The 14,975-nt window shown below is 73.4% G+C and carries 21 protein-coding genes and 2 pseudogenes; 11 read left to right on the top strand and 12 right to left on the bottom strand.

What is annotated here, in order from left to right; all coding sequences use genetic code 11:
• Positions 1–2 precede the first annotated feature (2 nt).
• On the top strand, positions 3–680 hold the full coding sequence (locus tag ACQ86J_RS26280) for a hypothetical protein (RefSeq protein ID WP_431267852.1): 678 nt from the start codon (positions 3–5) through the stop codon (positions 678–680).
• A 54-nt stretch (positions 681–734) separates the two neighbouring features.
• Here the strand turns inward: ACQ86J_RS26280 and ACQ86J_RS26275 are convergent, their stop codons facing one another.
• Together ACQ86J_RS26275 and ACQ86J_RS26270 are read right to left on the bottom strand one after the other, a co-directional pair.
• The gene (locus ACQ86J_RS26275) at positions 735–1,313 is read right to left on the bottom strand and encodes a TIGR04282 family arsenosugar biosynthesis glycosyltransferase (RefSeq protein ID WP_431267851.1); all 579 of its coding nucleotides are present in this window, start codon (positions 1,311–1,313) and stop codon (positions 735–737) included.
• Positions 1,314–1,394: 81 nt separating this feature from the next.
• Positions 1,395–2,135, bottom strand: coding sequence for a TIGR04283 family arsenosugar biosynthesis glycosyltransferase (locus ACQ86J_RS26270; protein WP_431267850.1), 741 nt, complete (start codon positions 2,133–2,135; stop codon positions 1,395–1,397).
• A 427-nt stretch (positions 2,136–2,562) separates the two neighbouring features.
• On the opposite strand from ACQ86J_RS26270, the gene ACQ86J_RS26265 reads away from it, so the two are divergent.
• Positions 2,563–3,333, top strand: coding sequence for a radical SAM protein (locus tag ACQ86J_RS26265; protein ID WP_431267849.1), 771 nt, complete (start codon positions 2,563–2,565; stop codon positions 3,331–3,333).
• On the opposite strand, the gene ACQ86J_RS26260 is transcribed toward ACQ86J_RS26265, so the two are convergent.
• Positions 3,330–3,770 carry a nuclear transport factor 2 family protein gene (locus ACQ86J_RS26260; protein ID WP_431267848.1) on the bottom strand — a complete coding sequence of 147 codons (441 nt, stop codon included), beginning with the start codon at positions 3,768–3,770 and terminating at the stop codon, positions 3,330–3,332. The genes ACQ86J_RS26265 and ACQ86J_RS26260 overlap by 4 nt on opposite strands.
• Positions 3,767–4,183, bottom strand: a complete 417-nt coding sequence (locus ACQ86J_RS26255; protein WP_431267847.1) for a cupin domain-containing protein — start codon at positions 4,181–4,183, stop codon at positions 3,767–3,769. The genes ACQ86J_RS26260 and ACQ86J_RS26255 overlap by 4 nt, the downstream gene beginning before the upstream one ends.
• 143 nt (positions 4,184–4,326) lie before the next feature.
• Between ACQ86J_RS26255 and ACQ86J_RS26250 the strand changes: the two genes are divergently transcribed.
• The 3 genes from ACQ86J_RS26250 (at position 4,327) to ACQ86J_RS26240 (ending at position 6,620) form a co-directional block, all read left to right on the top strand.
• Positions 4,327–4,743: a cupin domain-containing protein gene (locus tag ACQ86J_RS26250; RefSeq protein ID WP_431267846.1), complete on the top strand. Its 417-nt coding sequence runs from the start codon at positions 4,327–4,329 to the stop codon at positions 4,741–4,743.
• The gene (locus ACQ86J_RS26245) at positions 4,744–5,370 is read left to right on the top strand and encodes a ribonuclease HII (RefSeq protein ID WP_431267845.1); all 627 of its coding nucleotides are present in this window, start codon (positions 4,744–4,746) and stop codon (positions 5,368–5,370) included.
• A 152-nt stretch (positions 5,371–5,522) separates the two neighbouring features.
• Complete coding sequence (locus ACQ86J_RS26240; RefSeq protein ID WP_431267844.1) at positions 5,523–6,620, top strand: site-specific DNA-methyltransferase; 1,098 nt, start codon at positions 5,523–5,525, stop codon at positions 6,618–6,620.
• Positions 6,621–6,752: 132 nt separating this feature from the next.
• Here ACQ86J_RS26240 and ACQ86J_RS26235 read toward each other — a convergent pair whose 3' ends face one another.
• Positions 6,753–7,316 carry a hypothetical protein gene (locus tag ACQ86J_RS26235; RefSeq protein WP_431267843.1) on the bottom strand — a complete coding sequence of 188 codons (564 nt, stop codon included), beginning with the start codon at positions 7,314–7,316 and terminating at the stop codon, positions 6,753–6,755.
• 174 nt (positions 7,317–7,490) lie between these two features.
• On the opposite strand from ACQ86J_RS26235, the gene ACQ86J_RS26230 reads away from it, so the two are divergent.
• The 4 genes and pseudogenes from ACQ86J_RS26230 to ACQ86J_RS26215 all read left to right on the top strand — a co-directional run bounded on the left by ACQ86J_RS26230 (position 7,491) and on the right by ACQ86J_RS26215 (position 9,978).
• Positions 7,491–8,075 carry an NAD(P)H-dependent oxidoreductase gene (locus ACQ86J_RS26230; RefSeq protein WP_431267842.1) on the top strand — a complete coding sequence of 195 codons (585 nt, stop codon included), beginning with the start codon at positions 7,491–7,493 and terminating at the stop codon, positions 8,073–8,075.
• Positions 8,076–8,078: 3 nt separating this feature from the next.
• Positions 8,079–8,270, top strand: a complete 192-nt coding sequence (locus ACQ86J_RS26225; RefSeq protein ID WP_431267841.1) for a hypothetical protein — start codon at positions 8,079–8,081, stop codon at positions 8,268–8,270.
• Positions 8,270–9,177: pseudogene (locus ACQ86J_RS26220) on the top strand (cation:proton antiporter); the annotation flags it as partial. The gene ACQ86J_RS26225 and the pseudogene ACQ86J_RS26220, both read left to right, overlap by 1 nt.
• Before the next feature lie 36 nt (positions 9,178–9,213).
• Positions 9,214–9,978 carry an NAD-binding protein gene (locus ACQ86J_RS26215; RefSeq protein WP_431272539.1) on the top strand — a complete coding sequence of 255 codons (765 nt, stop codon included), beginning with the start codon at positions 9,214–9,216 and terminating at the stop codon, positions 9,976–9,978.
• Positions 9,979–10,175: 197 nt separating this feature from the next.
• On the opposite strand, the gene ACQ86J_RS26210 is transcribed toward ACQ86J_RS26215, so the two are convergent.
• Positions 10,176–10,439, bottom strand: coding sequence for a hypothetical protein (locus ACQ86J_RS26210; RefSeq protein WP_431267840.1), 264 nt, complete (start codon positions 10,437–10,439; stop codon positions 10,176–10,178).
• Between the two features lie 36 nt (positions 10,440–10,475).
• Between ACQ86J_RS26210 and ACQ86J_RS26205 the strand changes: the two genes are divergently transcribed.
• On the top strand, positions 10,476–10,991 hold the full coding sequence (locus ACQ86J_RS26205; protein WP_431267839.1) for a hypothetical protein: 516 nt from the start codon (positions 10,476–10,478) through the stop codon (positions 10,989–10,991).
• Positions 10,988–11,641: an HWE histidine kinase domain-containing protein gene (locus tag ACQ86J_RS26200; protein WP_431267838.1), complete on the top strand. Its 654-nt coding sequence runs from the start codon at positions 10,988–10,990 to the stop codon at positions 11,639–11,641. The genes ACQ86J_RS26205 and ACQ86J_RS26200 overlap by 4 nt, the downstream gene beginning before the upstream one ends.
• Here ACQ86J_RS26200 and ACQ86J_RS26195 read toward each other — a convergent pair.
• From ACQ86J_RS26195 to ACQ86J_RS26170, 6 genes and pseudogenes are all read right to left on the bottom strand, one after another.
• A complete protein-coding gene (locus ACQ86J_RS26195) occupies positions 11,638–11,895 on the bottom strand; it encodes a hypothetical protein (protein ID WP_431272748.1) in 258 nt (85 codons plus the stop codon). The genes ACQ86J_RS26200 and ACQ86J_RS26195 overlap by 4 nt on opposite strands.
• Positions 11,892–12,374 carry an enoyl-CoA hydratase/isomerase family protein gene (locus tag ACQ86J_RS26190; protein WP_431267837.1) on the bottom strand — a complete coding sequence of 161 codons (483 nt, stop codon included), beginning with the start codon at positions 12,372–12,374 and terminating at the stop codon, positions 11,892–11,894. Before ACQ86J_RS26190 ends, ACQ86J_RS26195 begins: the two co-directional genes overlap by 4 nt.
• Positions 12,371–12,457, bottom strand: coding sequence for a DUF4387 family protein (locus tag ACQ86J_RS26185; RefSeq protein ID WP_431272538.1), 87 nt, complete (start codon positions 12,455–12,457; stop codon positions 12,371–12,373). Before ACQ86J_RS26185 ends, ACQ86J_RS26190 begins: the two co-directional genes overlap by 4 nt.
• A 107-nt stretch (positions 12,458–12,564) precedes the next feature.
• Positions 12,565–12,681 (bottom strand): annotated as a pseudogene (locus ACQ86J_RS26180) (DUF4387 family protein); the annotation flags it as partial.
• A gap of 3 nt (positions 12,682–12,684) precedes the next feature.
• Positions 12,685–14,043 carry an acyclic terpene utilization AtuA family protein gene (locus tag ACQ86J_RS26175; RefSeq protein WP_431267836.1) on the bottom strand — a complete coding sequence of 453 codons (1,359 nt, stop codon included), beginning with the start codon at positions 14,041–14,043 and terminating at the stop codon, positions 12,685–12,687.
• Between the two features lie 393 nt (positions 14,044–14,436).
• Positions 14,437–14,964 (bottom strand): LLM class flavin-dependent oxidoreductase, encoded by a 528-nt coding sequence (locus tag ACQ86J_RS26170; protein WP_431272537.1) that lies wholly within the window; start codon positions 14,962–14,964, stop codon positions 14,437–14,439.
• Positions 14,965–14,975 lie beyond the last annotated feature (11 nt).

Here is a 14,975-nt window from a genome sequence, read left to right as displayed (position 1 = left end):
GCATGCGCGCCCTGACCAAACTCCTGCCGCTCGCCCTGCTCGCCTGGACCGCCCTGCCGATGGGCGAGGCCGCGGCGCAGTTCGGCCGCGGCAGCACCACCAGCCGGGTGCCGCGTGACATGGGCACCGCGACCCGGCCGCCGCCGCCGGCGCTGCCCGGGCTGCAGAACCGCCGCGCCCCCGACCCGATCCCGGCCGACCCGACCCAGGTGCTCTCGCCCAATGCGGCGCTGTTTGATGCGATCAACCGTGGCGATCTGCCGGCCGCGCGCGACGCGGTGGCGCGCGGCGCCGACCTCGACGCGCGCAACGTGCTGGGCCTGACGCCGACCGATGCGGCGGTCGACCAGGGCCGCAACGAGATCATGTTCTACCTGCTCTCGGTGCGCGGCGGCACCCGTGTCGCCGGGCCGCCGGACGAGACGCCGGCCGCGCCGGCCAAAGCGGGCAAGCGGGGCGCCGCGGCCGCCGCCGCGGCGCGTCCTGCGGCGGGCGAGGTCGACCGCACCATGCCGATGCCGGCGCCGACGGTGCGCAACGCGCGGCTCTGGGCCGGGGATGGCGGCGCGGCGCAGCCGGATATCGGCTTCCTCGGCTTCGATGCGGGCCGCCCGGCCGGGGCGGTGGCGCCGGCCTCCGCGGCGCCGCGGCCGGCCCCCGCGCGACGGGGCCGGGGCTGAAAAGGGGCGGGGAGACAATATTCTCCCGCTGGGCGCACGCGCCCAGCCCTTCATCTATTTTCCCGGGTCCGGCATACGCCGCGCGGTGGCAGCCGACCCACAGGACGGAAGGGTGGGGCTCGGGGAGCGAATACTTTTCCCGCCCCAACCGTCCTGCTTGGTGACCGCCGTGAGGTCCGCCGCGGTATCCACGTCCCGCAGCCGTCGCAGCAGCGCCACCCGGCGGCCCGCGCAATTGGCCAGCGTGTCGGCCAGCGCATGCTCGCTCGACCAGCGCACCCCGGCGAAGGGCGTGGGCGGCCGGCGTGGGCCGAGGCCGACCAGCCAGTAGCCGCCATCCTCCGCCGGCCCGAAGACCGCATCGGCCCGGCCGAGCGCCCGGAAGGCCGCGGCGACATCCGCCCGGCCGAGGCCCGGGATGTCGCAGCCGACCAGCACCGCCCGGCGGTGGCGCCTGAGCGCCCGGCCCATGCGCTGGCCGAGGTCGCCGCCGCCCTGCCCCCGCATCGGCGATCCGGTCGGCCAGCGGATGCGGTCCGGCGTCACCGCCAGCTCCACCCGCCAGCGCCGGTCCCGCCCCACCTGGCGCAGCAGCCGGCCGAGCTGCCCGCGGTAGAAGCGCAGCGCCGCCATGGCGCCGATGCCGGCCGCCAGCCGCCGCTTCGACGGTGCCGAGCCGCGGCGCCCGGGCGAAGACGATCAGCGTGTCGCCCCTCACGAATAGACCCGGGCGATGAGGCGCGGCGGGACGCCGAGGAACCAAAGCGAGAGGCAGGCCAGGTTGCGCGCCGAGCGCCGCCGCCAGCCATCCCGCCGCCAGCGCTCGGCCGAGGTGAGCGCCGGGATAGGCAGGCCGGCGAGGCGGCGGCGGCCGAGCCGGCGGACCAGGTCGACATCCTCCATCAGCGGCAGCGGGCGATAGCCGCCGACCATATCGTATACCTTTCGGGACAGCAGCAATCCCTGGTCGCCATAGGGCAGCGCCAGCACCCGGCAGCGCCAGCCCACCGCCCGTTCCAGCCGGCGGGCCTGCGGCGAGGGGTCATCGAGGGCGAAGGCGAAATGCGCGGCGCGGCCGGCATTGGCCGGCACCGCCATGAAGCCCCGCGCGGCGGCGGCCCAGCCCGGCGCGGGCCGCGTATCGGCATGCAGGAAGAGCAGCCAGTCGCCCCGGGCCGCCGCGGCGCCGGCCGCCAGTTGCGGGCCGCGGCCGCGCGGCGCCGCGACCACCCTGGCGCCGGCGGCCCGGGCGAGGTCCGGCGTCCCGTCGGTGCTGCCGCCATCGGCCACCACGCGCTCCGCCCCCGGCCCGGCCTCGGCGCAGGCCGCCAGCGCCGCGCCCAGGCTGCGGGCGGCATTCAGCGTGGGGATGACGATGGACAGGGTTTTGTTCCAAGTATTCCTTAACCTTCTGTTCCCACCTTGTTCTTGACAGCGCCCCGTCGCACCCGGCAAGGTGCGAACGAACAGAATGGGAACTCCGCCATGCCGGATGGTCTCGACTTTTCTGCCGGGATGCTGGCGCCGCGCAAGGGCCGCGGCGCGATCTCGAACCCCGCGGTGCGGTTCGAAGGCACGGCGCGGGATTCCTTCGACGATGGCTGGGGGACGCTGGCCGACCTCGCCGACCTGCCGCCGCTGCCGACCACCCTGATGCGCGAGACGGCGAAGAGCGCGCTGGCCTGGAACGACAGCCCGGATATCGGCTTCGACCGCTCGATCAACCCCTACCGCGGCTGCGAGCATGGCTGCGTCTACTGCTATGCCCGGCCGAGCCACGCCTATGTCGGCTATTCGCCGGGGTTGGACTTCGAGACCAAGCTGCTGTTCAAGCTCGACCTGCCGGCGCTGCTCGAGAAGGAGCTTCAGCCGCCCGGGCTATGTGGCGAAGCCGGTCGCGCTCGGTGCCAATACCGACCCCTACCAGCCGGTCGAGCGAACCTTGATGATCACCCGCCAGGTGCTGGAGGTGCTGGAGCGCTTCGGCCATCCCGTCACCATCGTCACCAAGTCGGCCGGCGTCCTGCGCGACCTCGACATCCTGCAGCGCATGGCGGCGCGCAACCTGGTGCATGTCTGCCTCTCCATCACCACGCTGGATGCGAACCTCGCCCGGCGGATGGAGCCGCGCGCGGCGTCGCCGCTGCGGCGGCTGCAGGCGATGCGGGTGCTGGCGGCGGCGGGCGTGCCGGTCGGCGTGCTGGCGGCGCCGATGATCCCCGGGCTGAACGACGCCGAGCTCGAGCGCATTTTGTCCGAAAGCGCCAAGGCCGGCGCCACCCGGGCCGGCTATGTGCTGCTGCGCCTGCCGCTCGAGATCCGCCAGCTCTTCGAGGAATGGGCGGAGGCGCACTTCCCCGACCGCGCCGCGCGGATCCTGGCCCTGGTGCGGGAGACGCGGGGCGGCAAGGCCTATGACAGCCGCTTCGGCGTCCGGCAGACCGGCACCGGCGCCTATGCCGACATGCTGGCCCGGCGCTTCCAGCTGGCGGCGGCAAGCTCGGCCTCGGCGGGACCAATGCCCGCAGCCAGCCGCTGGATTGCAGCCAGTTCGCCCCGCCGCCTGCGGCGCGCGCCGAGGCGCGGCAGCTGGAGCTGCTGTAGGAGCCGGGCCGGGCTTTGTCCGAAAGCCGCGTTTCCGCGTTCCGGCTAGCGCGGCGCCGGCGCGGCGGAGACATGCAGCTCGGCGAAGCGCCAGCCATCCGGCCCGCGTTGCGCCGCGCCGCTCAGCCGGAGCTGGGCCGTCCGCTCCGGCCGGACCAGCCGGCACCAGGCGGAGACCAGCACGAGGTCGGGCGATGGCTGCCGCCAGGACTGCACCTCGCAGGTCATGGTCCCGGGGCTGGCCTTGGCCCAGGCCTCGGCGAAATAGCCGCGGGCGCCCTCCGGCCCGCGCAGCAGCCCCGGCACCGAGGAGCCGAAGAAGGCCGCGTCCGGCGCGAAGAGCGCGGCCTGCGCCGCGACGTCGAGCGTCGCGGAATTCGCGGCGAAGCGGTCGAGCAGCGCCTCGGCGCTGGCCGGCGCCGGTGCGGCCGCCGCGGTGCCGGCCGCCAGGACGAGGCCGCCGAGGGCCAGCGCCGCCCGGCTCATTCCTTCGGCGTCTGGGTGAAGAAGGGCCGGCCATCGGCGAAGATGTTCGGCTTCAGGAAGATGCCGAGGATGGTGGCACCCTCCTTCCCCGCCCAGGCGACATGGGTGTTGCCCTCCGGCCGCCAGACGAACTGGCCGGGCAGGCACTCGCCCTCCTCGTCGACGAAATGCCCGGCGAGGACATAGGTCTGCTCGATCGCGGTGTGCTCGTGCAGCGGCACCTCGGCGCCGGGCTCGAGCTCCATCAGCAGCGTCGCCATGCCGGAGCCGTCGCTGTAGAGCGTCTTGCACTTGATCCCGGCGAATTTGGTCGCTTCCCACGGCATGTTCGGCACGTCGAGGAAGACCGAGCGGGGCGAGACCTCGTCCTTGGTCAACCGCTTCCGCATGGGCTTGTTGGCACCATCGGGCATGGGACGCCTCCTGCTTCTTCTTGGGAGGCCGAGACTAGGCCGCCCGGCCCGCCGCTGGGAACAGGGAAGCGGCGCGCTTGTCGGCCCGCCGCGCCAGGACCTAGGGTTGCGGCCCACCAACGACACGGGGAAGGACACCAGCCATGGCCTCACGACGCGGATTCCTCGCCTGCGCCATCTGCAGCGCGGTCGGGCTGGTCGCCAGCGGCGTCGAGGCGCCGGCCCAGGCCCAAGGGGCACCGGCAGCGGGTGGCGTGGTGCGCAAGATGCTGAGCACCATCAACTACCCCGGCGACGGCAAGGTCTCCATCCTGATGACGCTGGAGGCGCCGGAGGGCACCGTCATCGCCCGCCACACCCATCCGGGGATCGAATCCTCGGTGGTGACGGAGGGCGAGCTGGAGCTCGAGGTGCAGGGGCAGCCCAGCAAGCGCTTCACCGCCGGCGAGGGCTTCCAGGTGCCGCCCGGCACGCCGCATGGCGGCAAGGTGCTCAAGCATGCCCGGCTGGCGATCACATATGTGGTCGAGAAGGACAAGCCGCTCGCCTCCCCCGCCTGAATGCCCGACTTCGCGCTGGAAGCGGCGGCCGGAGGCCGCGTCGCCGGGGTGGATGAGGCGGGGCGCGGCCCGCTGGCCGGCCCGGTCCTCGCCGCCGCGGTGGTCTTCCCGCGCGGGGTGCCGGCGGCCTTGGCCGGGCTGCTCGATGACAGCAAGCGGCTCACCGCGACGCGGCGCGAGCAGGCCTTCGCCGCGCTGCGCGAGGCCGCGGCACGCGGCGAGGCCGAGTGCGGCATCGCCGCCGCCTCGGCCGCCGAGATCGGCCGGCTGAACATCCTGCACGCCACCCATCTGGCGATGGCCCGCGCCATCGCCCGGCTGCGGCGGCCGCCGGATCTGGCGCTGATCGACGGCAACCGGGCGCCCGCCCTGCCCTGCCCGGTGCGCTGCGTGGTCGGCGGGGACGGGCTGAGCCTGTCGATCGCCGCCGCCTCGATTCTGGCGAAGGTCACGCGGGACCGGGCGATGGCGCGGCTCGACCCGCGCTGGCCGGCCTATGGCTTCGCCGGGCATGCCGGCTACCCCACCGCCCGGCACCGCGCGGCGCTGGCCGAGCACGGCGCCTGCCCGCACCACCGCCGCGGCTTCGGTCCGGTGGACCGGGCAGCCGTTGCCGCCCGGCGATAAGCCACACCCGGGCACCTTCCGGCCGTCCCCGCCCAGGCTTCGGTTGACCCGGCGACTCGGCGCGGCGATTGTGCGGATTCAGGGGATCTGCGCCCCGATCGCATCGATCCGGGCCACCCCGGCGGCAGCGGAGGCCAGCGCGCAGCAGCGGGATGAGGGATAGCGTGGGGACCGGGCTCGATCTGCCGCTCGACCAGATCATGGTCGGGGACTGCATCGAACTGATGCGCCGGCTGCCGCCGGCCTCGGTGCATGCCATCTTCGCCGACCCGCCCTACAACCTGCAGCTCAAGGGCGACCTGCGGCGGCCGGACGACAGCCTGGTGGACGGCGTCGACGATGCCTGGGACCGGTTCGACGACCTGCCGAGCTACGACGCCTTCACCCGCGCCTGGCTGACCGAGGCCCGCCGGGTCCTCCGCAAGGACGGCACCATCTGGGTGATGGGCAGCTACCACAACGTCTTCCGGCTGGGGACGGCGCTGCAGGACCTCGGCTACTGGGTGCTGAACGACGTCATCTGGCGCAAGTCGAACCCGATGCCGAATTTCCGCGGCCGGCGCTTCACCAACGCGCATGAGACGCTGATCTGGGCGGCGCGCGGCCCCGAAAGCCGCTACCGCTTCAACTACGCCGCCATGAAGTCGCTGAACGACGACCTGCAGATGCGCAGCGACTGGCTGATCCCACTCTGCACCGGCGCTGAGCGGCTGCGCGACGAGAAGGGCGGCAAGCTGCACCCGACCCAGAAGCCGGAAGCGCTGCTGCACCGGGTGGTGCTCTCCTGCACCATGCCGGGGGAGATCATCCTCGACCCCTTCCACGGCACCGGCACCACCGGCGCGGTCGCGCGCCGGCTCGGCCGCCGCTTCATCGGGCTCGAGCGCGACGCGCTCTATGCCGAGGCGGCGGCGGCGCGGATCGCGGCGATCGAGCCGATCTCGGAGACCGCGGCGCTGGTCACCGCCGGCAAGCGGGAACAACCCCGCCTGCCCTTCGGCACGCTGGTCGAGCGCGGCCTGATCCCGCCGGGGTCGATCCTGACCGACCGCGCCCGGCGCTGGAGCGCGACGGTCGCCGCCGATGGCTCGATCCGCTGCGGCCGGGCCCAGGGCTCGATCCACCAGGTCGGCGCCGCGGTGCAGGAGGCGCCCTCCTGCAACGGCTGGGCCTTCTGGCATGTCGAGCAGCCCGGAGGCCGGCTGCGGCTGCTCGACGAGTACCGCAGCGAGATGCTCGGCCAGGCCTGAGCCGGGCAGCGGTCGGAGCCGATCGCGGGAGGGCGCGCGCCCGGACGCGTGACGCTGCTCTGAAGATAACAAGCTACAGCGGCGCTGCGTTGCCTTGTGAACGCCGCGCTGCTGTAGCCCGCGGCCCGCGGGTCAGCGCACCGCTTCGACGGTGATGCCCTCGACCACCGCGACCTGCACTTGGTCGCCGCGGCGCAGGCGGCGGGCGAAGTCGCGCATCTTCTGGTCGCGCAGCGTGACGGTGCGCTGGTTGCCGGCCGGGCCGGTGAAGGTGACGGTATTGGCGCGGCGGTCCACCGCGTCGATCGTCACCAGCGCCCGCACGCCGCGCACATAGGCCGCGCCGGGCATGCTGCCGGGCGGCGCCACCTCGGCCATCTCGCCGGCCGCGGCGGGGGCGCGGCCATCCGGCTTGTTCATCGCCACCGCGACCGCCTGGGTGACCCGCGTCACCACCCGGTCGCCGGCCTTCACCTGCGGCAGGTTCCGCACGCGGTCGCCGAGGAACAATGTCGTCAGCTTGCCGTCCTCGCCGCGCAGGATGACCGAGCGCTCGCGCTGGTCCACCGCCTCGATGGTCGAGACGGTTTCGGCGCTGCGGGCGACGGCGGCGGGCTGCGGCTGGGCCGAGACGGCAAGCGGCACCGCCGTGGTTGCGAAGGCGGCGAGCAGGATTGCGGTCCGGGTGAAATGCATAGTGGGTCCCCTGGTTCTTTCGGCCGGCGGCGCAAGTTGTGCATGCCGCCGTTCCGACAGTCTCGCAGCCCGGAGGCGGGAAGGCCAGCGTCGGCGCAAGCGCCAGCAGAACGGCGCGCTTGACCGCAGCGGCAGCCGCAGCCGAGTTTCACGCTTCCCCGGAAAGGCCCCTGCATGCCCCAGCGCATCCTCGTGCTGCTTGCCCATCCCGCGCATCGGCGATCCCGCGCCAATGCCGCGCTGCGCGCCGCGGCGCGGGCGGTGGAGGGGGTGACGCTGCACGACCTGTACGAGGCCTATCCGGACTTCCTGATCGACGTGGACCATGAGCAGGCGCTGCTGCAGCGGCATGACGTCATCGTCTTCCAGCACCCGGTCTACTGGTATTCCTCGCCCGCCATCCTGAAGGAATGGCAGGACTTGGTGCTGGAACACGGCTTCGCCTATGGCCGCGCCGGCACCGCGCTGGCCGGCAAGGCGCTGCTCTCGGCGGTGACCGCCGGCGGCACCGAGACGGCCTATGGGCCGGAGGGGCTGAACCGGCATTCCCTCCTCGAATTCCTCCGCCCCTTCGAGGCGACGGCGCGGCTCTGCCGGATGCGCTGGCTGCCGCCCTTCATCCTGCACGGCACGCATCTGCTGGACGGCGCCGCGCTGGCCCGCCACGCGGCCGGGTACCGCGCTCTGCTGGAAGGGCTGCGCGACGCGTCGGCCGAGCCGGCGCCGCCGCCGCACCACCACGCGCATGGGGGGCATTAGGCGATGGAGGGCGGCTTCCTGGCGCAGGCCTTCGTCTATCTCTGCGCCGCCGTGCTGGCGGTGCCGATCGCCAAGCGGCTCGGCCTCGGCTCGGTGCTCGGCTACCTGCTGGCCGGCGTGGCGATCGGCCCCTTCGGCCTGCGGCTCGCGGGGGATGCCGAGGCGGCGATGCATTTCGCCGAATCGGCGTGGTGATGATGCTCTTCCTGGTCGGGCTGGAGTTGCAGCCGGCGCGGCTCTGGGCGATGCGCGGGCCGGTGCTCGGCGCCGGCGGGCTGCAGGTCGGGCTGACCGCCGCCGCCGTCGCCGCGATCGGCCTCGCCTTCGGCTTCGACTGGCGCATGTCGCTGGCCGCCGGGCTGATCCTGGCGATGTCCTCCACCGCCATCGCCCTACAGATCCTGGCCGAGCGGGGGCTGCTGAAGACCGGCGGCGGCGAGACCTCCTTCGCCGTGCTGCTGTTCCAGGATGTCGCGGTCATCCCGATCCTGACCGTGCTGCCGCTGCTGGCCCTGGCGCCGGCGGCCGGCCATGGCGGCGGCGCGCATGGTGGGGCAGGCTGGATCGAGACGCTGCCGCCCTGGGCGCAGGCGCTGGCGGTGCTGGGCGCGGTCGCCGCGGTGGTGCTGGGGGGTAGGCTGCTGACCCGGCCGGTCTTCCGGCTGATCGCCGAGACCCGGCTGCGGGAAATCTTCACCGCCTCCGCCCTGCTGCTGGTGATCGGCATCGCGCTGCTGATGCAGGCGGTGGGTCTCTCCCCGCGCTCGGCGCCTTCCTGGCCGGGGTGGTGCTGGCGGACAGCGAGTTCCGCCACGAGCTCGAAGGCGACATTGAACCCTTCAAGGGCCTGCTGCTGGGGCTGTTCTTCCTCTCGGTCGGGGCGGGGATCGACTTCGCCCAGGTCGCCGGGGCGCCGCTGACGGTGGCCGGGCTGGTCGTGCTGCTGGTGGCGGTGAAGGCGGCGGTGCTGGTCGGCCTCGGGCTGGCCGGGCGGCGACCGCGGCCGGAGATCCTGCTGACCGCCATGGTGCTGTCGCAGGGCGGCGAGTTCTGCTTCGTGCTGCTGGCCTTCTCGGTGCAGAACGGCGTGCTGCCGCAGGCCGAGGCCGGGCTGCTGGTTTCGGTCGTCGCCTTGTCCATGCCGATCACGCCGCTGCTGATGATGGCCTATGGGCGGCTCGCGGACCGGCTGGCGACCACCGACCTGCCGCCCGAGCCCGATGCGATCGAGCCGCAGGGCAGCGTGGTGATCGCCGGCTTCGGCCGCTTCGGCCAGATCGTCGGCCGCCTGCTGCTGGCGCATGGCCACGCGGTGACCGTGCTGGACCACGACATGGAGACGATCGAGCAGCTCCGCCGCTACGGCTTCCGGGTCTTCTACGGCGATGCCTCGCGCATCGACCTGCTGCAATCGGCCGGTGCGGCGGAGGCGGCGATCATCGTCGTGGCGACCGATGCGCGGGAGACGACGGACGGCATCGTCGAGGCGGTGCGGCGGCACTTCCCGCAGGCCCAGGTGCTGGCCCGCGCCACCGACCGCGGCCATGCCTACGAGCTGACGGAGGCCGGCGCGCATCTGGTGGTGCGGGAGACCTTCGGCTCGGCGCTGGAGACCGGGGTGGAGGCGCTGCGCCGGCTCGGCATGCCGGCCTACGAGGCCGAACGCGCGGGCCGGCTGTTCCGCCGGCACGACGCGCGGATGATGCAACGGCTGGCGCCGATGCGCGGCGATGACGGGCGCTACGGCGCGGCGGTGCGGGAGGCTTCGGCGCAGCTGCTGCAGGTGCTGGAGCGCGACCGCGAACGCGGCCGCGAGGTCTTCGACGAGGGCTGGGACACCAGCAGCCTGGTGGAGGAGGTGCGGCGCACGGCGCTGGAACGGAACGCCGCGGCCTCGGGGTGATGGCGACCGCGCGGACATTCGACGGGAACGGATGGTCGCGCCGGACCATTCCTTGCTTCGTGCCGGAGGAACGCCCCCTCCCCGGCACTCCAGGTGGAAGCCATGGTCGTGCATACGCGAACGCCCCGGCGAGACCACGATGCGGATCGGCCCCTGTCAGCCTCGGGCGAGGAGGACCGGCTGGCAGCGCTGCGCCGCTACCGCATCCTCGACACGCCGGAGGAGGAGCCGTTCAATCGCCTGGCGATGCTCGCCTGCGACCTTTTCGGCACCGAGATCGCACTGGTCTCCTTCATCGACGAGACCCGGCAGTGGTTCAAGGCCCGCATCGGCCTGGCTGCGCGGGAGACGCCGCGCGGCTGCGCCTTCTGCGCGCACGCGATCGCCGACGACACCGCCCGGATTTTCGTCGTGCCGGATGCCCGGGCCGACCCGCGCTTCGCCGACAACCCGCTGGTCACGGGGAGCCGCATATCCGCTTCTACGCGGCGGCCCCGATGCGGACGCCGGATGGGTTCGCGCTCGGCACGGTCTGCGTCATCTCCGCCATCCCGCGTCCGGACGGCATCACCGAGGCCGAGCGACGCTGGCTGGACGCGCTCGCCGGCCTGGCGGTGGACGAGCTGGAATTGCGCCTGCAGGCGCGGCGGGCGACCGAGGCTGCGGCCGGGGAGGCCAGGCTGCGCCGGGCGCAGGAGGCGGCCGGGGTGACCGCCTTCGAGGCGAGCGCCGAGGCCGGCCCCGATACCGCCCTGCTGCCGGCGCTGCGCCGGCTGTTCGGACTGGAGCCGGCGGCGCCGCTCGCCCTGCTCGGCCAGCCCGCCACCGCCGAGGCGGCGGAACGGCCGCGGCTGGAGGCGGTGGCCACGCGGCTCGCCGCGGCGGGGGCAGCTTCCTCGAGGAATTCCGGGCGACGCTGGCGGATGGCGGGCTGCTCTGGGTTCAGGCGGATGGGGAGGCGCTGCCCGAGGGGCCAGCCGGCTGGCGCGTCTCCGGCCTGCTGCGCGACGTGACGGAGCGGCGGCAGGCCGAGGACCGGCAGGTGCTGATGACGCGCGAGCTGGACCACCGGGCGAAGAATGCCCTGGCGGTGGTGCTGGCGGCGCTGCGGTTGACGCCGGCCGGTGACCCGCGCGCCTATGCGACGGCGGTGGAAGGCCGGGTTGCGGCGCTGGCCCGGGCGCATACGCTGCTGACGGAGCGGCGCTGGACCGGGACCGACCTGGCGGAACTGGTGCGCGGCGAGCTGCGCCCGGTGCTGCCGCCCGACCAGCCCGACCGCTTGCAAATCGAGGGCCCGGCCGTGCTGCTGGCGCCGCAGGCGGCGCAGCCGCTGGCGATCGCGCTGCACGAGCTGGCGACCAATGCGGCGCGGCACGGCGCGCTGTCCGGTCCCGCCGGGCAGGTCGCGGTGGGCTGGTCGATCGGACGGGAGGACGCGGCGCTGCACCTGACCTGGCGTGAATACGGGGGACCCAAAGTCGCCGGCGCACCGCAGCGCCTCGGCTTCGGCTGGCGGGTCATGCGGGCGTCGCTGACGGAGCAGCTGGGCGGTCGGCTGGACTGCCACTGGCCGGCAACCGGCCTGGTCTGCGAAGTGGCGCTGCCGGCGGCGCGGGTGCTGGCGGAGCCGGCCCGCCCGCCCCTTCGCCCGCCGGTCTAGGCCTTCCGCCGCGCCGCGACCTGCGCCCGGTAGTCGAGGATCCGTTGCTTCAGCCCCGGGCGGGCGGCGCTGCGCACCAGTGCGGCGAGGTCGGCATCCTCCTCCGGCCGCGTCGTGCGGCGGTGGAGGGCGGCGACCGTCTCCGGGTCCAGCCGTGCCGCCTCGGCCGCGGCGCGGGCGATCTCGGGCGCGATCGCCTCATCCCCCAGCACCGCGGTGGCGAGGCCGGCCATGGCGGCGGCCTCGGCCGTCACTTCGCGGCCCGCGAGCAATATCTCCCGCGCCCGGTCGCGGCCGACCATGGCGGCCAGGCGCGCGGTGCCGAGCACCAGGCCGAAGGCCGGGCCGGGAAGGCGAAGCTGGCGCCGGCGGCGGCGATGCGGCGGTCGCAGGCGGCGAAGAGGTCGGCGCCGGCGCCGAAAGTGCGGCCCGTTGCTACCGCGAGGGTCGTCACCGGCGCGGCGTGGATGCGCTGCAGGAGCTGCTCGATCCGCACCACCCGCAGCAGCAGGTCGCCATCCGAGAGCGTTTCCAGGTCGGTCAGGTCGAAGCCGGTGCAGAAATGCCGCCCCTCGCCGCGCAGCACCACCATGCGGGCGCCATGCGCGACGGCGCGGTCGAAGGCCTCGCCCAACGCCTCGACCAGCTCGGGGCCGAGCGCATTGCCGCGGTCCGGCCGGTTGAGGCTGAGCGTCGCCACGCCTTCGGCGCGGCTGGCAAGCACCAGGCTCATACCGGGATGTCGACGTCCAGCAGCGGCGCGTGCTGCTGCGCGCCGTAGACATCGGTATCGCCGATCTCCCCGGCCGGGACCAGCCGCGGCAGCGTCGCCTTGAAGGCGCGGCCGGCCGGATAGGGGTGAAGAGCACGTCGGCCTCGGCCACGCCGTAGAGCCGGGCGAACAGCTCCGGGCCGAGCACGCCGGTGGCCCGCACCCGCTCGAACATCGCGTCGTCGTCGAAGACCACGTCGATGGTCAGGTCGAAGGGGCCGGCGTTCTTGCTCTTGCAGACCTTGGCGATGTCCTTGATCAGCGCCATCGCTCACACTCGCTCATGTTCAATGGGGAACATCTCGTAGGGGTCGTCCGGCATGACGACATGCGACATGCTGAAGCGGAAGACCTCGCCCGCCGAGAGGTCGCTCGGCGAGAAGGGGATGGCCATGTTGCCCTCCTTGCAGAGCCTCCCGGGAAAGTCGCTGTGCAGCATGGAGGTCCGCGCCAGGGCGACGACGGCGCCGGCGATCTCGGCATCCTTGCCGACCACGTCGATCAGGAAGCCGATCTCGTGGCTGCGGATCTCCCGCACCGGCTCGCGCGCCGACATCACGCCATTGGCGCCGTAGCTGTGGATGGTCAGCACGTAGTCGTCCGGGGCGATGTCGAGGTCGCGCACCTTGCCCGCCACCAGCCCCCGCACCAGGCCGAGGAAATGGTCGAGCTGCGAGATCAGCACCGGGTCGCGCGTGCCGGCGAAGCTGATGGCGCGGTGGCCGAGCCGCTCGGCCGCCTCGATCTTCACCGTATAGGTCTCGGCCGGGGTCCAGCGCATGCCGGTCACCAGCGTCGCCTTGGGCGAGAGCGCCTCGAACCGGCAGTCGGAGGTGTCCAGCACGCCGCCCGGCTCGACATGGCGGATCGGGGACGGGTTCTCGTGCAGCGAATGGTTGGCGACCGACATCGGCGTGCAGGCGCGGTCGCCCATCGGCTCGCAGACCACCCCGTCCTCGCGCACCGTCACGTAAAGGCAGTCCGGCCCCTTCGGCAGCGCCGGGGCGGCGCCGCATTCCAGCATCTTGCCGGCATACCAGGCCTGGGCGGGGGGCAGCTGCGCCCGCATGGCGTGGGCCGCGAAGGGCGCCGGGTCCGAGCTGCGGCCGCCCAGCACCACCTGCGCGCCCTGGTCGAGCGCGCGCATGTAGGGCTCCGGTCCGCACATGCCGACGATGCGGGTGGCGCGATCGACAGTGCCTTCATCGAGCGGCGCCATGCGGCCGAGCGGCTGGGTGCGGCCTTCTCGGATGCGGCGGCGGATCAGGTCCTTCTCCTGCTCCGCATGGATCAGCGCCATGGGGAAGTGCAGCCCGTCCTCCCGCGCGATGTCGCGGACCATCTGCGCTACCAGCTGCAGGTGCGGCTCGCCGCCGGCGCCGCCGCAGGTGCCGACCACCATCGGCACCTTCTGCGCGACGGCGGCCCGCAGCATCAGCCGCAGGTCGCGCTTCATCGCCCGCAGCGAGACGAAGGGCTTGCCGCTGCCGAGGTAGTAGGGGCCGGGATCGGTGCTGCCGCCGTCGCAGCCGATCATGTCCACGCCACGCTCGAGCGCCGCGTTCAGCGAGCTTTCGGGATAGCCGTAGCCGAGGATGCCGGCCACCGAGACCATGCGATATTCACGCATCGCTTCAACTCCCTTGGATCCGCATGCTCGGCCGCCCCCGGGCGACCGGCCGCGCCAGGCCGAGATTCTCCCGCAGCGTCGTCCCGGCATAATCGGCGTGGAAGACGCCACGGCGCTGCAATTCGGGCACCACGAAACGGGAGAAATCCTCATAGGCGCCGGGCCGGTGCGTCGCCGCCACGACGAAACCGTCGCAGGCCTCCCCCTGGTACCAGGCCTCCATCTCGTCGGCGATATCGGCCGCGGTGCCGCAGAAGACGGGCATCTCGTTGATCGTGCCGCGCTGGCTTTTCTCGATGAAGTCGCGCGGGGTCGGGTGCGGCGTCCCGGCTGCCTGCACCACCCGGTCGCGCAGCGCATGCTGGCCGGTGATGCCGGCCATATCGGCATCGGTCAGCGCCTGATCGAGCGCGTGCTTCGAGAAGTCGAAATCCAGGATCTCGCCGAGCAGGCAGAGCGCATCCTCGGGCCGCGCCAGGAGTCCAGGTAGGCCCGCTTCTCCTCGGCGATCCCGCGCGTCTCGCCGACCACGGCATAGACCGGCGGCGCGACGCGCACCTGCGCCGGGTCCCGCCCAGCCGCGGCCACCGCCGATTTCAGGTCCTTGTACTGCGCCTGGGCCTGGCCGATCGACTTGTAGGCGGCGAAGACCAGCTCGCCCCATTTGGCGGCGAATTCGCGTCCCCGCCCGCTCTGCCCGGCCTGGATCACCACCGGATGGCCCTGCGGCGTGCGCGGCACGGTGAAGGGCCCGCGCGAGCGGAACCAGCGGCCTTCGTAGTCCAGCCGGTGCACCTTGCGCGGGTCGGCGAAGCGGCCGCCGGCGCCGCGGTCCACCACCAGCGCGTCGTCCTCCCAGCTCTGCCAGTGGCCGAGCACGCATTCGATGAACTCCGTCGGCGTGGTCGTAGCGCTCGTCATGCCCGGGATGC

Origin of the sequence: Dankookia sp. P2, assembly GCF_050632255.1 — a bacterium.
In the GTDB taxonomy this organism is placed as follows: Bacteria; Pseudomonadota; Alphaproteobacteria; order Acetobacterales; family Acetobacteraceae; genus Paracraurococcus.
This window is presented reverse-complemented; position numbering and strand designations above follow the sequence as displayed.

Coding starts and splice junctions, on each gene's coding strand:
- ACQ86J_RS26280 (WP_431267852.1), top strand. CDS start 3: ATGCGCGCCCTGACCAAACTCCTGCCGCTCGCCCTGCTCGCCTGGACC.
- ACQ86J_RS26275 (WP_431267851.1), bottom strand. CDS start 1,313: ATGGCGGCGCTGCGCTTCTACCGCGGGCAGCTCGGCCGGCTGCTGCGC.
- ACQ86J_RS26260 (WP_431267848.1), bottom strand. CDS start 3,770: ATGAGCCGGGCGGCGCTGGCCCTCGGCGGCCTCGTCCTGGCGGCCGGC.
- ACQ86J_RS26255 (WP_431267847.1), bottom strand. CDS start 4,183: ATGCCCGATGGTGCCAACAAGCCCATGCGGAAGCGGTTGACCAAGGAC.
- ACQ86J_RS26250 (WP_431267846.1), top strand. CDS start 4,327: ATGGCCTCACGACGCGGATTCCTCGCCTGCGCCATCTGCAGCGCGGTC.
- ACQ86J_RS26245 (WP_431267845.1), top strand. CDS start 4,744: ATGCCCGACTTCGCGCTGGAAGCGGCGGCCGGAGGCCGCGTCGCCGGG.
- ACQ86J_RS26240 (WP_431267844.1), top strand. CDS start 5,523: ATGAGGGATAGCGTGGGGACCGGGCTCGATCTGCCGCTCGACCAGATC.
- ACQ86J_RS26235 (WP_431267843.1), bottom strand. CDS start 7,316: ATGCATTTCACCCGGACCGCAATCCTGCTCGCCGCCTTCGCAACCACG.
- ACQ86J_RS26230 (WP_431267842.1), top strand. CDS start 7,491: ATGCCCCAGCGCATCCTCGTGCTGCTTGCCCATCCCGCGCATCGGCGA.
- ACQ86J_RS26225 (WP_431267841.1), top strand. CDS start 8,079: ATGGAGGGCGGCTTCCTGGCGCAGGCCTTCGTCTATCTCTGCGCCGCC.
- ACQ86J_RS26215 (WP_431272539.1), top strand. CDS start 9,214: ATGCCGATCACGCCGCTGCTGATGATGGCCTATGGGCGGCTCGCGGAC.
- ACQ86J_RS26205 (WP_431267839.1), top strand. CDS start 10,476: ATGCGGACGCCGGATGGGTTCGCGCTCGGCACGGTCTGCGTCATCTCC.
- ACQ86J_RS26190 (WP_431267837.1), bottom strand. CDS start 12,374: ATGAGCCTGGTGCTTGCCAGCCGCGCCGAAGGCGTGGCGACGCTCAGC.
- ACQ86J_RS26175 (WP_431267836.1), bottom strand. CDS start 14,043: ATGCGTGAATATCGCATGGTCTCGGTGGCCGGCATCCTCGGCTACGGC.
- ACQ86J_RS26170 (WP_431272537.1), bottom strand. CDS start 14,964: ATGACGAGCGCTACGACCACGCCGACGGAGTTCATCGAATGCGTGCTC.